Genomic DNA, 15,534 nt, shown 5'->3' on the forward strand with positions numbered 1-15,534 from the left:
CGCCCCCTTGTGCGCCCCCGCCGATTGCGCTTCCTTGATCGGCATGGCGGAGACAAGCGCAACCACAGGGACAGGGGAGCCGGCCTCCCGACCACGTAAGTCCAGCTGGAAGTACATCGGCCCCGGCATCGTCGTCGCGGCGACCGGGGTCGGGGCCGGCGATCTGGTCGCGACGCTCATCGCGGGCAGCAAGTTCGGGTACACCCTGATGTGGGCGGCGGTGATCGGCTGCGTCGTCAAGATCTCGCTCGCCGAGGCGGCGGGCCGCTGGCATCTGGCGACCGGCCGCACGCTCTTCGACGGCTGGCGCAGCCTGGGCCCCTGGACCACGGTCTACTTCGCGGTCTACGTCGTGATCTGGGGCTTCATCTACGGGGCGACGGCCATGTCCTCCAGCGCCCTGCCCATCGTGGCGCTCTTCCCCGACGGGCCGGGGCTGAAGTTCTGGGCGATCGTCACCGGGCTGATCGGGCTGGCCTTCGTCTGGTTCAACCGGTACGCCGTCTTCGAGAAGGTCATGACGGTCCTGATCGGCATCATGTTCGTGGTGGTCGTGTACGTGGCCGTCCGCGTCGTGCCGGACGCCGGGGCCTCGTTCGCCGGGCTGCTGCCCGTGCTCCCGGACGGCTCGCTCCTCTACACCCTCGGGCTGATCGGTGGCGTCGGCGGCACGATCACCATGGCCGCCTACGGGTACTGGGTCAACGCCAAGGGCTGGAGCAACTCCTCCTGGATGAAGGTGATGCGGCTCGACAACCGGGTCGCCTACATCACCACCGGCATCTTCGTCGTGGCGATGCTCATCGTCGGCGCCGAGCTGCTGCACGCCTCGCAGGTCGCCCTCACCTCCGGCGACCGCGGGCTGATCGACCTGGGCAAGGTGCTGGAGGACCGCTTCGGAGCGGGCACCGCCAAGCTCTTCCTGGTCGGCTTCTTCGCCACGTCGTTCTCGTCGCTGATCGGCGTCTGGCACGGCGTGAGCCTGATGTTCGCCGACTTCGTGGAGCGGTTCCGGGCCCCGGCGGCCGAGGGCGAGGAGAAGTCCGGTCCCGCCGTCACCGACCGCCAGCAGCGCTCGCTGCCCTTCCGCGCCTACCTCCTCTGGCTCACCTTCCCGCCGATGACCCTGCTCTGGCTGGACGAGCCCTTCGGCCTGGTCATCGCGTACGGGGTGCTCGGCGCGTTCTTCATGCCGTTCCTCGCGCTCACGCTGATCTGGCTGCTCAACTCCTCCCGTACGCCCAGCGAGTGGCGTAACGGATGGGTGAGCAACGGGATGCTCGCCCTGGCCGGTCTGCTGTTCGTCGTGCTGTGCGTCCAGCAGGTGCGCGAACTGCCCTGGTGAGCAAGGGTTCCGCACACGCCGCAGCGCCGCCGGGGGAGCGGCGGCGCTGCAGGGTTCGGGTGGGTGCGCAGGCGTTACGCGCTACGCGTTACGGCAGGCTGCGGACGTGCGGGCCGACCGCCTTCGACCAGGCGAACCCGGCCGTCGCGTCCCAGTTCGTCGACCAGGTCATCGCGCCGCGCAGCGACGGGTAGGTCTTCGACGGCTTGAACGAACCGCAGTTGGTGCCCTTGGTCAGGCAGTCCAGCGCCGCGTTCACGATCGACGGGGCGACATAGCCGCTGCCCGCGCCCCGGGTGGAGGCGGGGACGCCGATGCCGACCTGGGACGGGTCGAGGCCGCCCTCCAGCTGGATGCAGGCGAGCGCGGTGAGGAAGTCCACCGAGCCCTGCGAGTAGACCTTGCCGTCGCAGCCGAGCATCGAACCGCTGTTGTAGTACTGCATGTTGACGACGGTCAGGATGTCCTTGACGTTGAGCGCCGTCTTGAAGTACTCACCCGACGTCGACTGCATGTCGATCGTCTGCGGGGCCATCGTGATGACCAGACCGCTGCCCGCCTTCGCCGACAGCTGGCGCAGCGCCTTCGTCATGTAGGTGGCGTTGAGACCGTTCTCCAGGTCGATGTCGACCCCGTTGAAGCCGTAGTCCTGCATCAGCGCGTACACCGAGTTGGCGAACGCGGTGGCGGAGGCGTCGCTGTCGACCCGGACCGTGCCCAGCTCGCCGCCGATCGAGATGATGACGTTCTTGCCGGCCGCCTGCTTGGCCTTGATGTCCGAGCGGAACTGCGCCTCGGTGTAGCCGTTCAGCCCGGCGGAGTCCAGGTTGAAGGTGACCGCGCCCTGGGTGGGTGTGGCGTCCGCGAAGGAGACCGCGATGATGTCGTAGTCGGCCGGGACGTCGCTGAGCTTCTGGACGGCCGCGCCGTTGTTGAAGTTCTGCCAGTAGCCGGTCACCGCGTGCTTCGGCACGGCGGGCCCGGGGCCGGGGCCCGTACCCTCCTTGGCCGTACGGGCGCTGATGGCGGCCGACTTGACCGACTCGCCGGCCGCGTTGGTGGCGCTCACGGAGAACTGGTACGCGGTATCGGCGGACAGGCCCGTGACGGTCGCCGAGGTGCCGGTGGAGGTGGTGGCCTTCGTGCCGTCGCGGTACACGGTGTATCCGGTGGCGCCGGAGACGGCGTTCCAGGACAGGGCGACGGAGGACGTGGTCGTGGCGCCCGCCGCGAGGCCGCCGGGGGCCGCCGGGATGACCGGTCCGGGCTCCTCGCCGCCCCCGCCGTCGGGTCCGGTCACCTCGAAGTCGTCGGCGAAGTAGGCGGCCTGCCCGTACCAGCCGTGGGTGTAGACGGTCACCGAGGTGGTGTTCGCGCCGGTCGTGAAGCTGGTGGAGAGCTTGGTCCAGGAGGTGGACCCCGGTGTCCAGGTGGAGACGTCGGTGGTTCCGGTGCCGCTCACACCGAGGTAGGCGTAGCCGCCCTGCACCCAGGAGCTGAGCGCGTACGTCGAGTTGGGCTTCACCTTGACCGACTGCGAACACTTGGCGTTGTCCTGGCCGGCCGGGGTCGCCTTCAGCGCGGACGTACCGCCGTGCACGGGCGTGGAGACGACGACGCCGCTGCCCCCGGAGCAGGTCCAGTTGGCGAGGCCCGACTCGAAGCCCGCGTTCTTGGCGTTGTTGACGTCGGCGGCCTGGGCGGTGCTGACGAGTCCGGTGACGGTCAGCGCGGCGGCCGCGACGACGGCCATGGCGCCGCCGAGCACGGGCCGGGAGCGACGTCTTCTTCTGCGACTGCTGCCTGCGGAGCGTTCCACTGGTGCCTCCGGGGGGAGTTGGTGGTGCTGGCGGATCGTGCGGATGTGCCGGGCCGCACGGGCTGCACGGGGGTGGGCGGAGCGGGGATCCGTGACGCCACAGCGGTGGCCACCGCTGTGGCGCATAAGCTGGTCCAGACCAATCGAGTTGTCAAGACCTCTGGCGGCGAATGGCCGTCGGCGAGGTGGCCGCGAGGGGGTCCTGTCACCCCCGTACGGGGGTGCCGGTCCGAGGATTCACGGAACGGAAACGACCCCGTGACCGCACGCCGACCCCCGCACGAGTGATCTTGCGGGAGATCTTCGGGCCGTCACGGAAACGCCCTTACGAAAAGGCAGTTGGACGCTCCGGAATGCCGCCTGACGTGCGCGAATGGATACATGATCGAATGCTGGACACGGGCTTCGGTAACGCTCCGCAGTGAAAGGCGAGTTGGGCGGAATCGATTTCATCCCGTTTAGTACCCGGGCCTCGTAGGAACGGTGTTCGCATGGTGGCGTACTGGTCTCCGATAACTGTTCTCTGCCTGGTGAGACGTGGCTAAAGTGCTGGGGCAGGAGCACGGAGCAGGTAGCGATTGCGGCCGACGTCCCCACGTCGACCGGAGCCGAAACGGGGAAGAGCGTGCCGACCGCAATAGCAGTGACGAGCGCAGACCTGGTGCTGCCGCCCACCGACCAGCAGACGCCGACCGCCGCTCTGCTCCAGGCCCCCGAGGCCCAGGTGCTGGAGCTGGCCATCGGCGACATGCACCTGCTGCTCGAACAGCACGGGTATGTGATCGCCCTCTATCCCTCGGGCATCCGGCCCGAGCACGAGCGCCGTCTGCACTCCATCCGCTCGGTGCTGGAGAGCGACCGGATCGCCCTCGTCAAGGTGGACCTCCCGCCCCTTGGCGTGGCCGTACTGGTGCGCCAGCTCCGGCAGTTGTCCATCTGCGACTTCAGCCCCGGGGTGGTCGCCTCCGCCGCCCGGCTGCTCTCGCACTACATCCACGCGGGCGCGCTCCTCAACTCCGTCGCCCGGCTCGACCGTGTCCCGGTCAGCCTCAAGAGCCACGCCAAGTCCTGGGTCCCCGGGTCCCAGTTCGCCGTGCTCGCCGGCCCCGAGCCGCAGCTGATCAAGGTGGGCCCGACCGTCGAACCGCCGGCGGGACCTGATTTCGGTACGCATCTTCTGGTGGCCAAAGGGAATCTGCACTCGGACTGGGTACAGGAGACCCTCGCGCCCGCCTGGAAGGTCCAGGCCATTCACGACACCACGGTCCCGGCCGACTCACCGCGCTGGTGGGGGACGGGAAAGCTGGTGGAGTTCGCGGCCCACCTCCCGGACCTCTCCGTGCTCTACCAGCTGGTTTCCTCCGTACGCCGGGAAAAGTGTCACTGGTGCGCCATGGAACTCATCGGCGACCGCTGTGCATTCTGTTCCGCACCACTCGCGGCTCCGGAGAACCGCACGCCTCCCGCCGGTGTCCTCCATCACGGGGCCGACGTTTCGCCGGGCCCCTAGGCCACCCGCTCCACCCGCACCACCCCGCTCCGCGCCGGTCCTCCCCCGCCGCGACCGTCCCCGTTCACCCGTCCCCGTACTCGCCCGGCTTCCGCGCACGTACACCGTCCAGCGCCACCGCTCCCGCCCGCGGGCCGTCTCCTCCACGGCACCGCGCCGCCGCACATGTAAGCGCGTAACCGCCCCACCGCACGGTCGCACCGCCGCACCGCTCCGGTGCCGCACCGCTCCACCGCACCTTCTGTCCGCTGTCCGTCCCACGCATCCGATTCGAACGAGGTTGTCCGGACCATGAACTCCCGCCAGCGCCGCGGCGTGATACTCCTGCTCCTGTCGGTCCTGTGTGCCTTCGCGGCCTTCGCCGGCGTGCTCTCGGTGATCAGCGACGTCAACTCGAAGGTCGGACCCGAGGTGACGGCGTACCAGCTGAAGACCAACGTGGCTCCGTACACCGCCCTGAACAGCGGCCAGTTCGAGAAGATCAAGATGCCCAAACGCTGGCTCTCGGAGAACGCCGTGACCGACCTGCGGGAGGTCGAGTCGAAGATCGCGGTCACCGAACTCCGCGAAGGCTCGCTCCTCCAGTCGGACATGATGGTCCGCAAGCCCGAACTCCGCGCCGGTGAGCAGGAGATCGCCATCATGATCGACGCCTCCACCGGCGTCGCGGGCAAGATCACACCGGGCGCGACGGTCAACATCTACGCCACGTTCGCCGGCGAGCAGCAGGGCGACTCCGCCCAGTCCAAGGTCATCGTCGCCAACGCCAAGGTGCTGGACGTCGGCGAACTCACCGCCCTGGACCCGAGCGCGGACGACCGGGGCAGCCGGGCGACCGAGGCCGTGCCGATCACCTTCGCCCTGAACACGCTGGACACCCAGCGCGTCGCCTACGCCGAGTCCTTCGCGGAGCACGTGCGCCTCGCGCTCGTCGCCCCGGGCAGCGACGGCACCATCCGTCCCGGCGACCGCACCTACACGCTCGACAAGGACAAGTGAGGATCGGATGACCACCAGAATCCTCCCGGCCGTCGGCGATCTCGACGCGGCCCGCTCCGTCACCACCCTGCTCAGCCAGCTGCCCGACGCCGAACCGGCCACCCCCGTGGGCGACTCCACCCAGCTCATCGACACCCTGGCCCGCCTCGCGGGCGAGGCGCTCGACGAACTGCCCGAGGTGGTGCTGGTCCACGAGCGGATCGGCCCCGTACCGGCCCTGGAACTGATCCGGGAGGTGTCGCTGCGATTCCCCTCGGTCGGCGTCGTCATGATCACCGCCGACGCCAGCCCGAACCTCTTCGCCGACGCGATGGACTCCGGCGCCCGCGGCCTGGTCACCCTGCCGCTGAGCTACGAGGAACTGGCCAACCGCGTCCAGGCGGCCGCCCAGTGGTCCGCCGGGGTACGCCGCCACCTCACCTCCGGCAACGAGGTCTTCACCGGCCCCGGCGGCACGGTGGTCACGGTCACCGGCGCCAAGGGCGGCGTCGGCGCGACCGTCACCGCCATCCAACTCGCCCTGGCCGCGCAGGCGTCCGGCAACACGGTGGCGCTGGTGGACATGGACCTCCAGACCGGGGACATCGCCTCGTTCCTCGACGTCCAGTTCCGCCGCTCCCTCGTCGACCTCGCCCTGATCACCGACATATCGCCCCGGGTGCTGTCCGACGCGGTGTTCTCCCACTCCACCGGCCTCGCCCTGCTGCTCGCCCCCGGCGAGGGCGAACGCGGCGAGGAGGTCAGCGACCGCTCGGCCCGCCAGATCGTCAGCGCGCTGCGCACCCGCTACGAGATCGTCGTCATCGACTGCGGCGGCCAGATGAACGGGGCCAACGCGGCGGCCATCGAGATGGCGGACGTGGCCCTGCTGGTCACGACCCCCGACGTGGTCGCGGTGCGCGGCGCGAAACGCATCGTACGGATGTGGGAACGGCTCCAGATCCGCAAGGCCGAGGAGACCGTCACCCTCGTCAACCGCTTCACCCGCAACACCGAGATCCAGCCGCCGCTGATCCAGAAGATCACCGGCACCCGGGTCGCCTCGGCGGCGATCCCCGCGAACTTCAAGGAACTCCAGGCCTCCATCGACTCCGGACGCCTGCACGAACTGGACGCCAAGAGCACGGTCAAGCAGGCGCTCTGGGGCCTGGCCGGTGAGCTGGGCATCGTCAAGGAGAGCACGACGGCGAAGAAGAGCGGCAGCGCCCTGGTCAAACGGAACAGCGGCGCTCTGAAGAACGACCGGGGCTCGATCGGACGCCCGCGCCGCCGGCGCGACGGCTCCGGCCGGGGCACCGGAGACTCCGAGGGGACACGTTGAGCGATGACCACCACAAGGACGGCACGAAGCGGCATACGGGGGCGGATCACCGCCCTACGTGAGCGCGGGGGACTGGGCCCGAACCGGGACCGCGGCCAGACGGCCGTCGAGTTCCTGGGCATGACCCCCTTCATCATCCTGATCATGCTCGTGCTCTGGGAGTGCGCCCTGATCGGCTACACCTTCAGCCTCGCGGGCAACGCGGCCGACGTGGGCGCGCGCAAGGGCAGCGGCGCGGAGTACGCGGCCGGGGTCGCGTGCCGGGAGGGCGCGATGAAGGATCTGCCCGACGCCTGGGCGAAGAACGCCAAGGTCACCTGCCGCGGCGGCAGCAGCCTGTACGAGGCCACGGTGAAGCTGAAGGTCCCGGTGCTGGTGCCGGGTCTGTTCGACCTCGACACGGAGATCAAGGGCACGGCCGGTTCGCCGATGGAGACGCAGTCATGGTGACGACACATCCGAACAGCGAGCACACCCGTTCCGCACCCGCGAGCAACGACCGGGACCGTGACCGCGGCCAGGTCGCCATGGAGTACCTCGGCTTCCTCCCCCTGCTGCTCCTCGTCGCGATGGCGGCCATCCAGCTGGGCCTGGCCGCGTACGCCGCCAACCAGGCGGGCACCGCCGCCCGCGCCGGAGCCCGTACGGAAGCCAGCGTGGACGCCCGGGGCAGCGGCGAGAGCAACGCCCGGGACGCCGTGAGCGACTGGGTGGAGGACGGCGGGTTCCGCTACCGCAAGAGCGGCGGCCAGGACATCACGGTGACGGTCCGGGTCAAGGTGCCCTCTGTGGTGCCGGGTCTGAAGGGCTGGTGGGCGGAGCGGAGCACGACCATGCCCAACGAGAGATCCCGGATCGGCTTCTGACCCCCGCCGCTCCCGTCCCACCCCACCCCGCCTCCGCCTCCGGTCCCTGATCCGGCCCGGTACGGAGGGGACCTTGCCGGACCGGCATCGTCCGCGAACACCGAGGAGAGCTACGCCGATGAGCCTGCGGGCACGCATGACCGCTCCTGAGGAACAGGGCGGGGCACGGGAGGACAGCCACATGGTGGCCACCTACCGGGCCAAGCTGCTGGAGGAGATCGACCTCGCGGAGATGTCCTCGCTGGCCGCCGCCGACCGGCGGGCCCGGCTGGAACGCGTCCTCGGCCACATCATCAGCCGCGAGGGCCCGGTCCTGTCCACCGTGGAGCGCTCGCAGCTGATCCGCCGCGTCGTGGACGAGGCGCTCGGCCTCGGCATTCTGGAACCGCTCCTGGAGGACGCGTCCATCACCGAGATCATGGTCAACGGCCCCGACCAGATCTTCGTCGAGCGCAACGGCCGGGTCGAACAGCTCCCGATGCGCTTCGGCTCCCACGAGCAGCTGATGCAGACCATCGAGCGGATCGTGTCCACCGTCAACCGACGCGTCGACGAGTCCAACCCGATGGTCGACGCCCGCCTGCCCAGCGGTGAACGTGTCAACGTGATCATCCCGCCGTTGTCGCTGACCGGCGCGACGCTCACCATCCGCCGCTTCCCGCGCTCCTTCACGCTCCAGGAGATGATCGGCTTCGGCTCGCTGGACGAACAGATGCTGGTGCTGCTCGCCGGCCTCGTCCAGGCCAAGCTCAACATCATCGTCTCGGGCGCCACCGGCACCGGCAAGACGACCCTCCTCAACGCGCTCTCCGGACTGATCCCGAACATCGAGCGCATCGTCACCATCGAGGACTCCGCCGAACTCCAGCTCCAGCAGAGCCATGTGATCCGGCTGGAGACCCGCCCCGCGAACGTCGAGGGAAAGGGCCAGATCACCATCCGTGACCTGGTCCGCAACTCGCTGCGTATGCGCCCCGACCGGATCGTCGTCGGTGAGGTCCGAGGCGGCGAGTCGCTCGACATGCTCCAGGCGATGTCCACCGGTCACGACGGTTCGCTGGCCACCGTGCACGCCAACAGCGCCGAGGACGCGCTGATGAGGCTCCAGACCCTCGCCTCGATGTCGGAGGTCGAGATCCCCTTCGAGGCGCTGCACGACCAGATCAACAGCGCCGTCGACGTGATCGTCCAGCTCACCCGGCACGCCGACGGCACGAGGAAGATCACCGAGATCGCCGTCCTCGACTCGCACGGACGCGACCCGTACCGCATCGTCACGGTTGCCCGCTTCAACGCCCAGCCCATGGCACCGGACGGCCGGATCTACGGCGACTTCCAGTACCTCCCGCTGCCCCGGAGGCTCGCCGAACGCCTCTACCTGGCCAGCCAGCCCATCCCGCAGGCGTTCGGCGTCGCCCAGTCCGCCGAACAGCTCGCCACCCGAGAGGCCAACTAGGTACCGAGCCATGGACAACGTCAACCTCCCTCTGGTCACCATCGGCGTCACGCTGCTGTGCTGCGTGCTCGGTGTGATGGGCCTGTACGCCTACTCCGGCGGCAAGGCCGACCGTGACGCCCTCGTCGAGCGGCTCTCCCACGTCGGCCAGATACCCGAGACGGGCCGCCGTCGCCGGTTCAAGGGCCTGGACCGCCGGCTGCGCGCCACCTCGCTGGGCCGGAAGCTGGAGCTGAAACTCGCCGCGACCGGCATGGACATCACGCCCGGCGAGTTCGTCGTCTACGCGCTCTTCGCGATGGCGGGGCTCTGGATGATCGCCTCGTCCATGCTCGCCGCGTTCTTCGGCCCGGTCGCCGCGCTGATCGGTCTCTGGGGCACGAACGCGTTCCTCAACTGGCAGCGGATCAAGCGCACGGAACGCTTCATCAACCAGCTCCCCGAGCTCTCCCGCATCCTCGCCAACGCCACCCAGGCGGGCCTGGCCCTGCGCACCTCGCTGTCGATGGCGGCGGAGGAGCTGGAGGACCCGGCGGGGGAGGAACTGGCGCGGGTGGCGCGGCGGTTGGCCGTCGGCGAGCCCCTGGAGGACGCGCTCAGCGAACTGACGGACCGGCTCCCTTCGCGCGAGCTGGTCGTCCTGGTCACGACGTTGGTCCTCTCCAACCGGGCCGGCGGTACGGTCGTCAGCTCGCTGCGCAACCTCACCGAGACGCTGGAGGAGCGCAAGGAGACCCGCCGCGAGGTCAAGACGCAGCTCTCCCAGGTCACCGTGACCGCCTACGCGGTCCCGCTCTTCGGCATCGGCGCGATGCTGCTGATGAACGCGGTCATGCCCGGCGCGCTGGACCGCATGACGGGTGCGTTCTTCGGCCAGGTGGCGGTGGTCGTGTCCATCGTCCTCTACGCCATCGGGTTCGTCGTCATCCGCCGCTTCTCCCGTATCGATGTCTGAGACCAGGAACCAGGAAGAAAGGGGACGGACATGGACCTGCTGCTAGCCCTGGTCGTCGGCCTCGCCGTCTACGGGGCCATCCACGGCATCCGGATGTACCGGGCCGACGCCAAACTCCCCGGCGACCTGGCCGTGGCACTGGAGTCAGGGGCCTCCCGCACCGGCGCGGTCGGCTCCGGCATCGACCGCCTCGGCATCCGCTGGGCGCCCGCGGTCCTGCGGATGATGGGCCCCAAGGCCGTCAACAAGAAGCGCCGCCAGATCGACCTGGCGGGCAACCCCGGCGGCCTCACCATCGACCGCTACGCCGCCCGCCGCGCGGTCTACGGAGCGCTGGGCGTTCTCGGCGCTTTCTCGATGCTCCTGCGCGGCCAGCTGTTCCTCGCGCTCCTGATGGTCGCGTTCGGCCTGTTCTGGGTGGAGGCCGGGATCTGGTCGGCGATCCGGGTGCGCCGCGAGCACATCGAACGGACCCTGCCGGACTTCCTCGACGTCCTGGCCGTCGTCGTCTCGGCCGGACTCGGCTTCCGGCAGGCGCTGGACCGGGTCGCGGAGAAGTACGAGGGCCCCTGGGCGGACGAACTGCGCATCACGCTCCGGCAGATGGACATGGGGGTCAGCCGCCGTCAGGCCTTCGAGGAACTGCGCAGGCGCAACGACTCCGAACAGGTCGCCATGTTCGTCACGACGCTTCAGCAGGGCGAGGAGCTGGGCGCGCCGATCGTCGAGACCCTCATCCAGATCGCCAACGACATGCGCCGCACCGACGCCCAGAACGCCCGCCGCAAGGCGGCCAGGGCGGTGCCGAAGGCCACGTTCGCGGTGACCACGTTCCTCCTCCCGGCCACGCTGCTCCTCCTCACCGTCGGATTCGTGTACGGAGCCGACGTCGACCTCTCGTCCCTCACGGGCGGATGACATGAACGAGAGGCGGAATGACATGAACGACGGGCCGGATGGGGACGGAACTCCTACGTTCCGGAACGCCTGCTGAAGCAGTCGGCCGGTTCTGTGGAACACGAGCGCTACGGCGAATGAGACGGAGGTGACAGGCGCATGGCATTCCAGCTCAGCGGAGCCCAGCCCGGACTGACGGCGGAACTGACCCGCGCCCACACCGGCACCCCGGCCCGCCCGGCCTTCGCCATCCAGGTCAACGCGCTCCAGGCGATGTGCCGCCAGGTCTTCGGCTTCCGCCTGGCGATGATCGCGATAGCGACCCCGTACGCCATCAGTCACACGGCGCCGGGCCTGCCGACCTGGTTCATCGGCTCGGCGATCCTGGTCACCTTCATGGGCTCGTACGTCCTGTTCCGCGACTGGGAGCGGTTCGGCCCGGTCCTTCTGCGCCACCCCTGGCTGCTGGCCGTCGACGTGTTCTTCGGTGCGCTGCTGCTGATCACGGCGACCCCCGAGTCGACCCTCGCGTACGTCACCGTCTGCACCCCGCTGCTGGCCGGCCTGGTCCAGGGCTGGCGCGGCGCGGCGGTCTTCGCGGCCCTCCAGGTGGTCATCGTCTTCGGCGTGTACGCCAGCGTCCCGAAACTGGATGCGGGCGGGGCGGCGGGACTCCTCCTGCCCGGCTTCTGCGTGATCGCCGGGGCGGTCGGCGTCACCCTGCGCAATCTGCTTCTGCGCTTCGGTACGGCGACCCAGGCGCTCACCGAGACCCGGGCGCGGCTGGCGGTGACCGAGGCGGTGGAGGGCGAACGGACCCGCCTGGCCCGTGAGATGCACGACTCGGTCGCCAAGACCCTGCACGGCCTCGCGCTGGCCGCCGACGGCCTGGCGTGCTCGGCGGACCGGATGGACCCGCCCACCGTGAAGCTCCAGGCGGACCTGGTCGCCCGCGCCGCCCGCCGGGCCGCCGCAGAGTCCCGGGAACTGCTCAGCGACCTCCGTCGGGAACAGGGCCTGGAGGGCGGCGTCGACCTGCTGGCTGAACTGGCGGCCCAGGCGCAGGACTTCACCGCCCGCCACCCGGTCACGGCCACCTTCCGCCGCCTGTCCGAGGAGACGCCGGTGCCACCGGTCCCGCAGGCGGTCGCCCGCCAACTCGTCACCGTCGCTTCCGAGGCCCTGGAGAACGCCCACCGCCACGCGGGCCCGACGTATCTGATCGTCCTCGCGGGCGTGAAGGGCGACATGCTTCGCGTCAGCGTGTACGACGACGGGCGCGGCCTGCCCCCCGGCACGACGCTCGACACCCTCCGCCGGGCCGGCCACTTCGGCCTGGTCGGCATGGTGGAGCGGGCCGCCTCCATCGGCGCCCGCATCCGGATCGGCCGGGGGAAGGCGGAGAAGGGCACGGAGGTGCGGGTGGAGCTGCCGCTGGCGGCGCTGAAGGCCACGGCCGCCGAGGAGAACGCCACGCCTGCTGCCTTGCCCGCGCCGTCCCCCGAGCTCGCGGCCTGGTCGTCGCCCGCACCCTCGTACTCGCCGCTGTCACCACTGCTGTCGTCTGCACCAGCACCTGAGAACGTCACGACCCCCCACCCGTAACCCCGACCCTGAGAGGAGGTCGCAGCATGCCGGACGATGTCTCCCCCGCGCCGAACCGCTACGGGGCGGCGGCTCACCACCCCGCCCCCCAGCACCCGTCGCCGCACATCCCGCTCACCCGGACCCCCGGCCCTGCCGGACACCCGGGACCCCAGCACACTGCGATCCGGCCCCCGGCCGCGCCGACGCCGTACCCGCCGTTCGGAGAGACCGCCGCGTCCCCGTTCCCGCCCGCACCCACGGCCCCCGCACAGGCCCGGCTCCGGGTGGTGGTCGCGGACGACAACCCGGTGGTCCGGGCGGGCCTGGGCGTACTGCTCTCGGGCCGGGCCGACATCGAGGTCGTGGCAGAGGCTGCGGACGGCCGTGAGGCCTACGAGAAGACGCACCAGCACCGCCCCGACGTGGTCCTGCTCGACGTCCGGATGCCCGGCGTGGACGGCATCTCGGCCCTGCCGCACCTGGTCGGCCTCGCGCCCGTGCTGATGCTGACGTACAGCCGCGAGAGCGAGATCGTCCACGAGGCGCTGCGCCTGGGCGCGGGCGGCTACCTGGTGCACGGCGAGTTCACGGCGGACCAACTGGTCCAGGCGGTACGCGACACGAAGGACGGCCGTGCCCACTTCACCGCCACGGCGGCGGACGCCTTGCTGGCCCACATGCGGCAGGGGACGGCCCCGCAGCGGGGCCCCCTGCCCGAGGGCCTGGGCTCTGCGCTGACGACGCCGCCCGTGCCCGCGCACGTACCGCCACACCCCCTCGAAAACTCGGAAAGTCTTTCGCAACTGCAACCTTCTGTGGGACAGTCATCTGTGTCCGGGGGGTCGGCACCCACCCCCAACAGGCAGCAGTACAAGCTGAGTTCGCGGGAGGTGGAGGTCATGGACCTGATTGCGTCCGGGATGAGCAATCAGCAGATCGCCGCCACCTGCTTCATCAGTGAGAAGACGGTCAAGAACCACATCAACCGCATCTTCACGAAGCTCCACAGCGCCACGCGCAGCGAGGCCATCGCCCACTGGCTCGGCACCGCGCCCCGGAACCCAGGGCGGCAGCCATGACCGGGCGATCGCGCAACGAGAGGGCCCAGAACTCCTTTTGGGCCCGGGAATGGGCCCACGGGCCCTCTGGGCGAGCGATGATTCCCCCCTATGTTTCTCACGTCGCCAACGGCACCGGCCGGGAGGAAGCCGGTACCGAGGGCGACACCGCAGAAACGTGCGAGTCGGCCGGCAACCGGTCGGCCGAACCAGGAGGGGAACACCATGTCGGACATCACCCTGAAGACCGCCGTCCGCGTCAACGGCTGGGCCAACACCGCCGTCAGCAGCATCCAGAAGCGCTACGCGGCGAAGGACCGGGGGCAGACGGCGTTCGAGTACCTGGGCATCATTCTGGTGGTCGTGGCGATCATCGGCGCGATCGCGGCCTCCGGGATCGGCGGGAACATCTCCAGCCGCATCGACGGACTGGTGACCTCCATCGTCTCGGGCTGATGCGCGAGCGCCAACACGGCGACGCAGGGCAGGCCTTCCCCATCTACATCGTGATGGTGGCGGGCCTGCTCTTCCTTGCGTTGGCCTTCTTCGCCGTCGGCAAGGCTGCGGCCTTGCGCAACGATTCCCAGGGTGCCGCCGACGCCGCCGCGCTGGCCGCCGCCCAGCAGGCGCGTGACGACTTCGGAACCGGCTTCTACGCCTCGCTTCCCGGCAATACTCTGGATATCTTCCTGGGCGCGCCCTTCGCTCCGCCCTGTTACGAGGCGGAACGACTGGCAGGAGCCAATGAGGCCGACCTGACCCTCTGTGTGCCCCGCTACGGCTACCTCCGGGACACGATCAAGGTCAAGGTCAAGGGCCGTGATGCGGTGGACTCGCCGGTGCTCCCCGGTTCGGACGAGAAGAAGGCCGAGGCCGAGGCCACCGCGCTCATCGAGTTCCGCTGTCCCAACCCGAAGGCCATCGACTTCAACAGCGACGGCGTCCAGGACCTCTTCATCTTCACGTGCCGGAACGGCAAGATCCTTGAGATCGCGCCCGGCAGCCCTCCGCCGTGGAAGAGCGTGAGTACGACGCTCTTCGACGTGCGGTTGGTCGACCAGTGACAGCGAAGCGAACGACGAGTAGAGGAATCGGACCATGAGCATGCGGCGGACCACGACGACCAGAAGGGCGATGGCGGCTGTCTCCATGACGGCTGCCCTGGCCCTCGCTCTCGCCGGCTGTGGCGACGGCGGTGGCGAGGAGCCCGGTACCGAGGGCTCCGGCACCCCGTCCGCCCCGGCCAGCCCGTCCGCGGAGGACAAGGGCGAGACGCAGCAGGAGGACACAGCTGCGGGCGAGAATGTGGACCCGGACGTGAAGCTCGCGGAGTCCCGCGGGCAGGGTGGCCTGGTCCTGGTCGTCAACGAGGTCAAGCGGGACTCCGGCGGCTTCCTCACGGTCCAGGGCGCGATCACCAACGAGGGAGACCAGGCACGGACCACTTCGGGCTGGGCCGGCTCCGAGGTGAACATCGTCAACAAGAACCCCAACTCGGTCGCCGGTGCGACGCTGGTGGACAAGGCGGGGAAGAAGCGCTACTACGTGCTCCGGGACACTGACTCCCGCTGCTTGTGCACCACGGCGATCACGTCCCTTGCCCCAGGCAAGACAGCACCGGTCTTCATGCAGTTCCCCGCCCCGCCGCAGACCACGACCGAGGTCGACTTCACCCTCCCGACCTTCGCCACCACCTCGCTGAAGATTTCTGGGTGAGTGCG

Annotated in this window: 15 protein-coding genes; 14 read left to right on the forward strand and 1 reads right to left on the reverse strand. The window is 69.7% G+C overall.

The genetic code is table 11. The features are described from left to right. Nucleotides 1–43 precede the first annotated feature (43 nt). Nucleotides 44–1,345, forward strand: a complete 1,302-nt coding sequence (locus tag ACSMXR_RS24155) for an Nramp family divalent metal transporter (RefSeq protein WP_473169896.1) — start codon at nt 44–46, stop codon at nt 1,343–1,345. Between the two features lie 88 nt (nt 1,346–1,433). Here the strand turns inward: ACSMXR_RS24155 and ACSMXR_RS24160 are convergent, their stop codons facing one another. Next, complete coding sequence (locus ACSMXR_RS24160; protein ID WP_364886716.1) at nt 1,434–3,164, reverse strand: chitinase; 1,731 nt, start codon at nt 3,162–3,164, stop codon at nt 1,434–1,436. A 643-nt stretch (nt 3,165–3,807) separates the two neighbouring features. On the opposite strand from ACSMXR_RS24160, the gene ACSMXR_RS24165 reads away from it, so the two are divergent. The 13 genes from ACSMXR_RS24165 to ACSMXR_RS24225 all read left to right on the forward strand — a co-directional run bounded on the left by ACSMXR_RS24165 (nt 3,808) and on the right by ACSMXR_RS24225 (nt 15,529). After that, a complete protein-coding gene (locus ACSMXR_RS24165) occupies nt 3,808–4,674 on the forward strand; it encodes a hypothetical protein (protein WP_170994526.1) in 867 nt (288 codons plus the stop codon). A gap of 291 nt (nt 4,675–4,965) precedes the next feature. Next, nucleotides 4,966–5,673, forward strand: a complete 708-nt coding sequence (cpaB, locus tag ACSMXR_RS24170; protein WP_030082561.1) for a Flp pilus assembly protein CpaB — start codon at nt 4,966–4,968, stop codon at nt 5,671–5,673. Nucleotides 5,674–5,680: 7 nt separating this feature from the next. Then, nucleotides 5,681–6,994 carry a CpaE/TadZ family protein gene (locus ACSMXR_RS24175; RefSeq protein WP_137231977.1) on the forward strand — a complete coding sequence of 438 codons (1,314 nt, stop codon included), beginning with the start codon at nt 5,681–5,683 and terminating at the stop codon, nt 6,992–6,994. Nucleotides 6,995–6,997: 3 nt separating this feature from the next. Continuing rightward, nucleotides 6,998–7,444 (forward strand): TadE family protein, encoded by a 447-nt coding sequence (locus ACSMXR_RS24180; RefSeq protein WP_381853477.1) that lies wholly within the window; start codon nt 6,998–7,000, stop codon nt 7,442–7,444. Next, entirely contained in the window at nt 7,438–7,860 is a 423-nt protein-coding gene (locus ACSMXR_RS24185; RefSeq protein ID WP_218524940.1) for a TadE/TadG family type IV pilus assembly protein, read from the forward strand. Before ACSMXR_RS24180 ends, ACSMXR_RS24185 begins: the two co-directional genes overlap by 7 nt. A gap of 118 nt (nt 7,861–7,978) precedes the next feature. Continuing rightward, nucleotides 7,979–9,316 carry a CpaF family protein gene (locus tag ACSMXR_RS24190; protein WP_218524939.1) on the forward strand — a complete coding sequence of 446 codons (1,338 nt, stop codon included), beginning with the start codon at nt 7,979–7,981 and terminating at the stop codon, nt 9,314–9,316. 10 nt (nt 9,317–9,326) lie between these two features. Next, nucleotides 9,327–10,271 (forward strand): type II secretion system F family protein, encoded by a 945-nt coding sequence (locus ACSMXR_RS24195; RefSeq protein WP_218524938.1) that lies wholly within the window; start codon nt 9,327–9,329, stop codon nt 10,269–10,271. A 30-nt stretch (nt 10,272–10,301) separates the two neighbouring features. Then, nucleotides 10,302–11,189 carry a DUF5936 domain-containing protein gene (locus tag ACSMXR_RS24200; RefSeq protein ID WP_218524937.1) on the forward strand — a complete coding sequence of 296 codons (888 nt, stop codon included), beginning with the start codon at nt 10,302–10,304 and terminating at the stop codon, nt 11,187–11,189. A 138-nt stretch (nt 11,190–11,327) separates the two neighbouring features. Beyond that, the gene (locus ACSMXR_RS24205) at nt 11,328–12,773 is read left to right on the forward strand and encodes a sensor histidine kinase (RefSeq protein WP_473169897.1); all 1,446 of its coding nucleotides are present in this window, start codon (nt 11,328–11,330) and stop codon (nt 12,771–12,773) included. A gap of 26 nt (nt 12,774–12,799) precedes the next feature. Then, nucleotides 12,800–13,834 carry a response regulator gene (locus ACSMXR_RS24210; protein WP_473169898.1) on the forward strand — a complete coding sequence of 345 codons (1,035 nt, stop codon included), beginning with the start codon at nt 12,800–12,802 and terminating at the stop codon, nt 13,832–13,834. Between the two features lie 204 nt (nt 13,835–14,038). Beyond that, nucleotides 14,039–14,269 (forward strand): hypothetical protein, encoded by a 231-nt coding sequence (locus ACSMXR_RS24215; protein WP_003966643.1) that lies wholly within the window; start codon nt 14,039–14,041, stop codon nt 14,267–14,269. Beyond that, nucleotides 14,269–14,877 (forward strand): pilus assembly protein TadG-related protein, encoded by a 609-nt coding sequence (locus ACSMXR_RS24220; RefSeq protein ID WP_218524934.1) that lies wholly within the window; start codon nt 14,269–14,271, stop codon nt 14,875–14,877. The genes ACSMXR_RS24215 and ACSMXR_RS24220 overlap by 1 nt, the downstream gene beginning before the upstream one ends. Nucleotides 14,878–14,911: 34 nt before the next feature. Next, nucleotides 14,912–15,529 (forward strand): hypothetical protein, encoded by a 618-nt coding sequence (locus ACSMXR_RS24225; RefSeq protein ID WP_381853491.1) that lies wholly within the window; start codon nt 14,912–14,914, stop codon nt 15,527–15,529. Nucleotides 15,530–15,534 lie beyond the last annotated feature (5 nt).

This window comes from Streptomyces sp. DSM 106670, assembly GCF_055792845.1.

What these genes read in the sequence shown, in the direction of transcription:
- ACSMXR_RS24220 (WP_218524934.1), top strand. Translation starts at nt 14,269, where the DNA reads ATGCGCGAGCGCCAACACGGCGACGCAGGGCAGGCCTTCCCCATCTAC.
- ACSMXR_RS24215 (WP_003966643.1), top strand. Translation starts at nt 14,039, where the DNA reads ATGTCGGACATCACCCTGAAGACCGCCGTCCGCGTCAACGGCTGGGCC.
- ACSMXR_RS24185 (WP_218524940.1), top strand. Translation starts at nt 7,438, where the DNA reads ATGGTGACGACACATCCGAACAGCGAGCACACCCGTTCCGCACCCGCG.
- ACSMXR_RS24180 (WP_381853477.1), top strand. Translation starts at nt 6,998, where the DNA reads ATGACCACCACAAGGACGGCACGAAGCGGCATACGGGGGCGGATCACC.
- ACSMXR_RS24175 (WP_137231977.1), top strand. Translation starts at nt 5,681, where the DNA reads ATGACCACCAGAATCCTCCCGGCCGTCGGCGATCTCGACGCGGCCCGC.
- ACSMXR_RS24225 (WP_381853491.1), top strand. Translation starts at nt 14,912, where the DNA reads ATGAGCATGCGGCGGACCACGACGACCAGAAGGGCGATGGCGGCTGTC.
- ACSMXR_RS24190 (WP_218524939.1), top strand. Translation starts at nt 7,979, where the DNA reads ATGAGCCTGCGGGCACGCATGACCGCTCCTGAGGAACAGGGCGGGGCA.
- ACSMXR_RS24195 (WP_218524938.1), top strand. Translation starts at nt 9,327, where the DNA reads ATGGACAACGTCAACCTCCCTCTGGTCACCATCGGCGTCACGCTGCTG.
- ACSMXR_RS24200 (WP_218524937.1), top strand. Translation starts at nt 10,302, where the DNA reads ATGGACCTGCTGCTAGCCCTGGTCGTCGGCCTCGCCGTCTACGGGGCC.
- ACSMXR_RS24210 (WP_473169898.1), top strand. Translation starts at nt 12,800, where the DNA reads ATGCCGGACGATGTCTCCCCCGCGCCGAACCGCTACGGGGCGGCGGCT.
- ACSMXR_RS24205 (WP_473169897.1), top strand. Translation starts at nt 11,328, where the DNA reads ATGGCATTCCAGCTCAGCGGAGCCCAGCCCGGACTGACGGCGGAACTG.
- cpaB (WP_030082561.1), top strand. Translation starts at nt 4,966, where the DNA reads ATGAACTCCCGCCAGCGCCGCGGCGTGATACTCCTGCTCCTGTCGGTC.
- ACSMXR_RS24155 (WP_473169896.1), top strand. Translation starts at nt 44, where the DNA reads ATGGCGGAGACAAGCGCAACCACAGGGACAGGGGAGCCGGCCTCCCGA.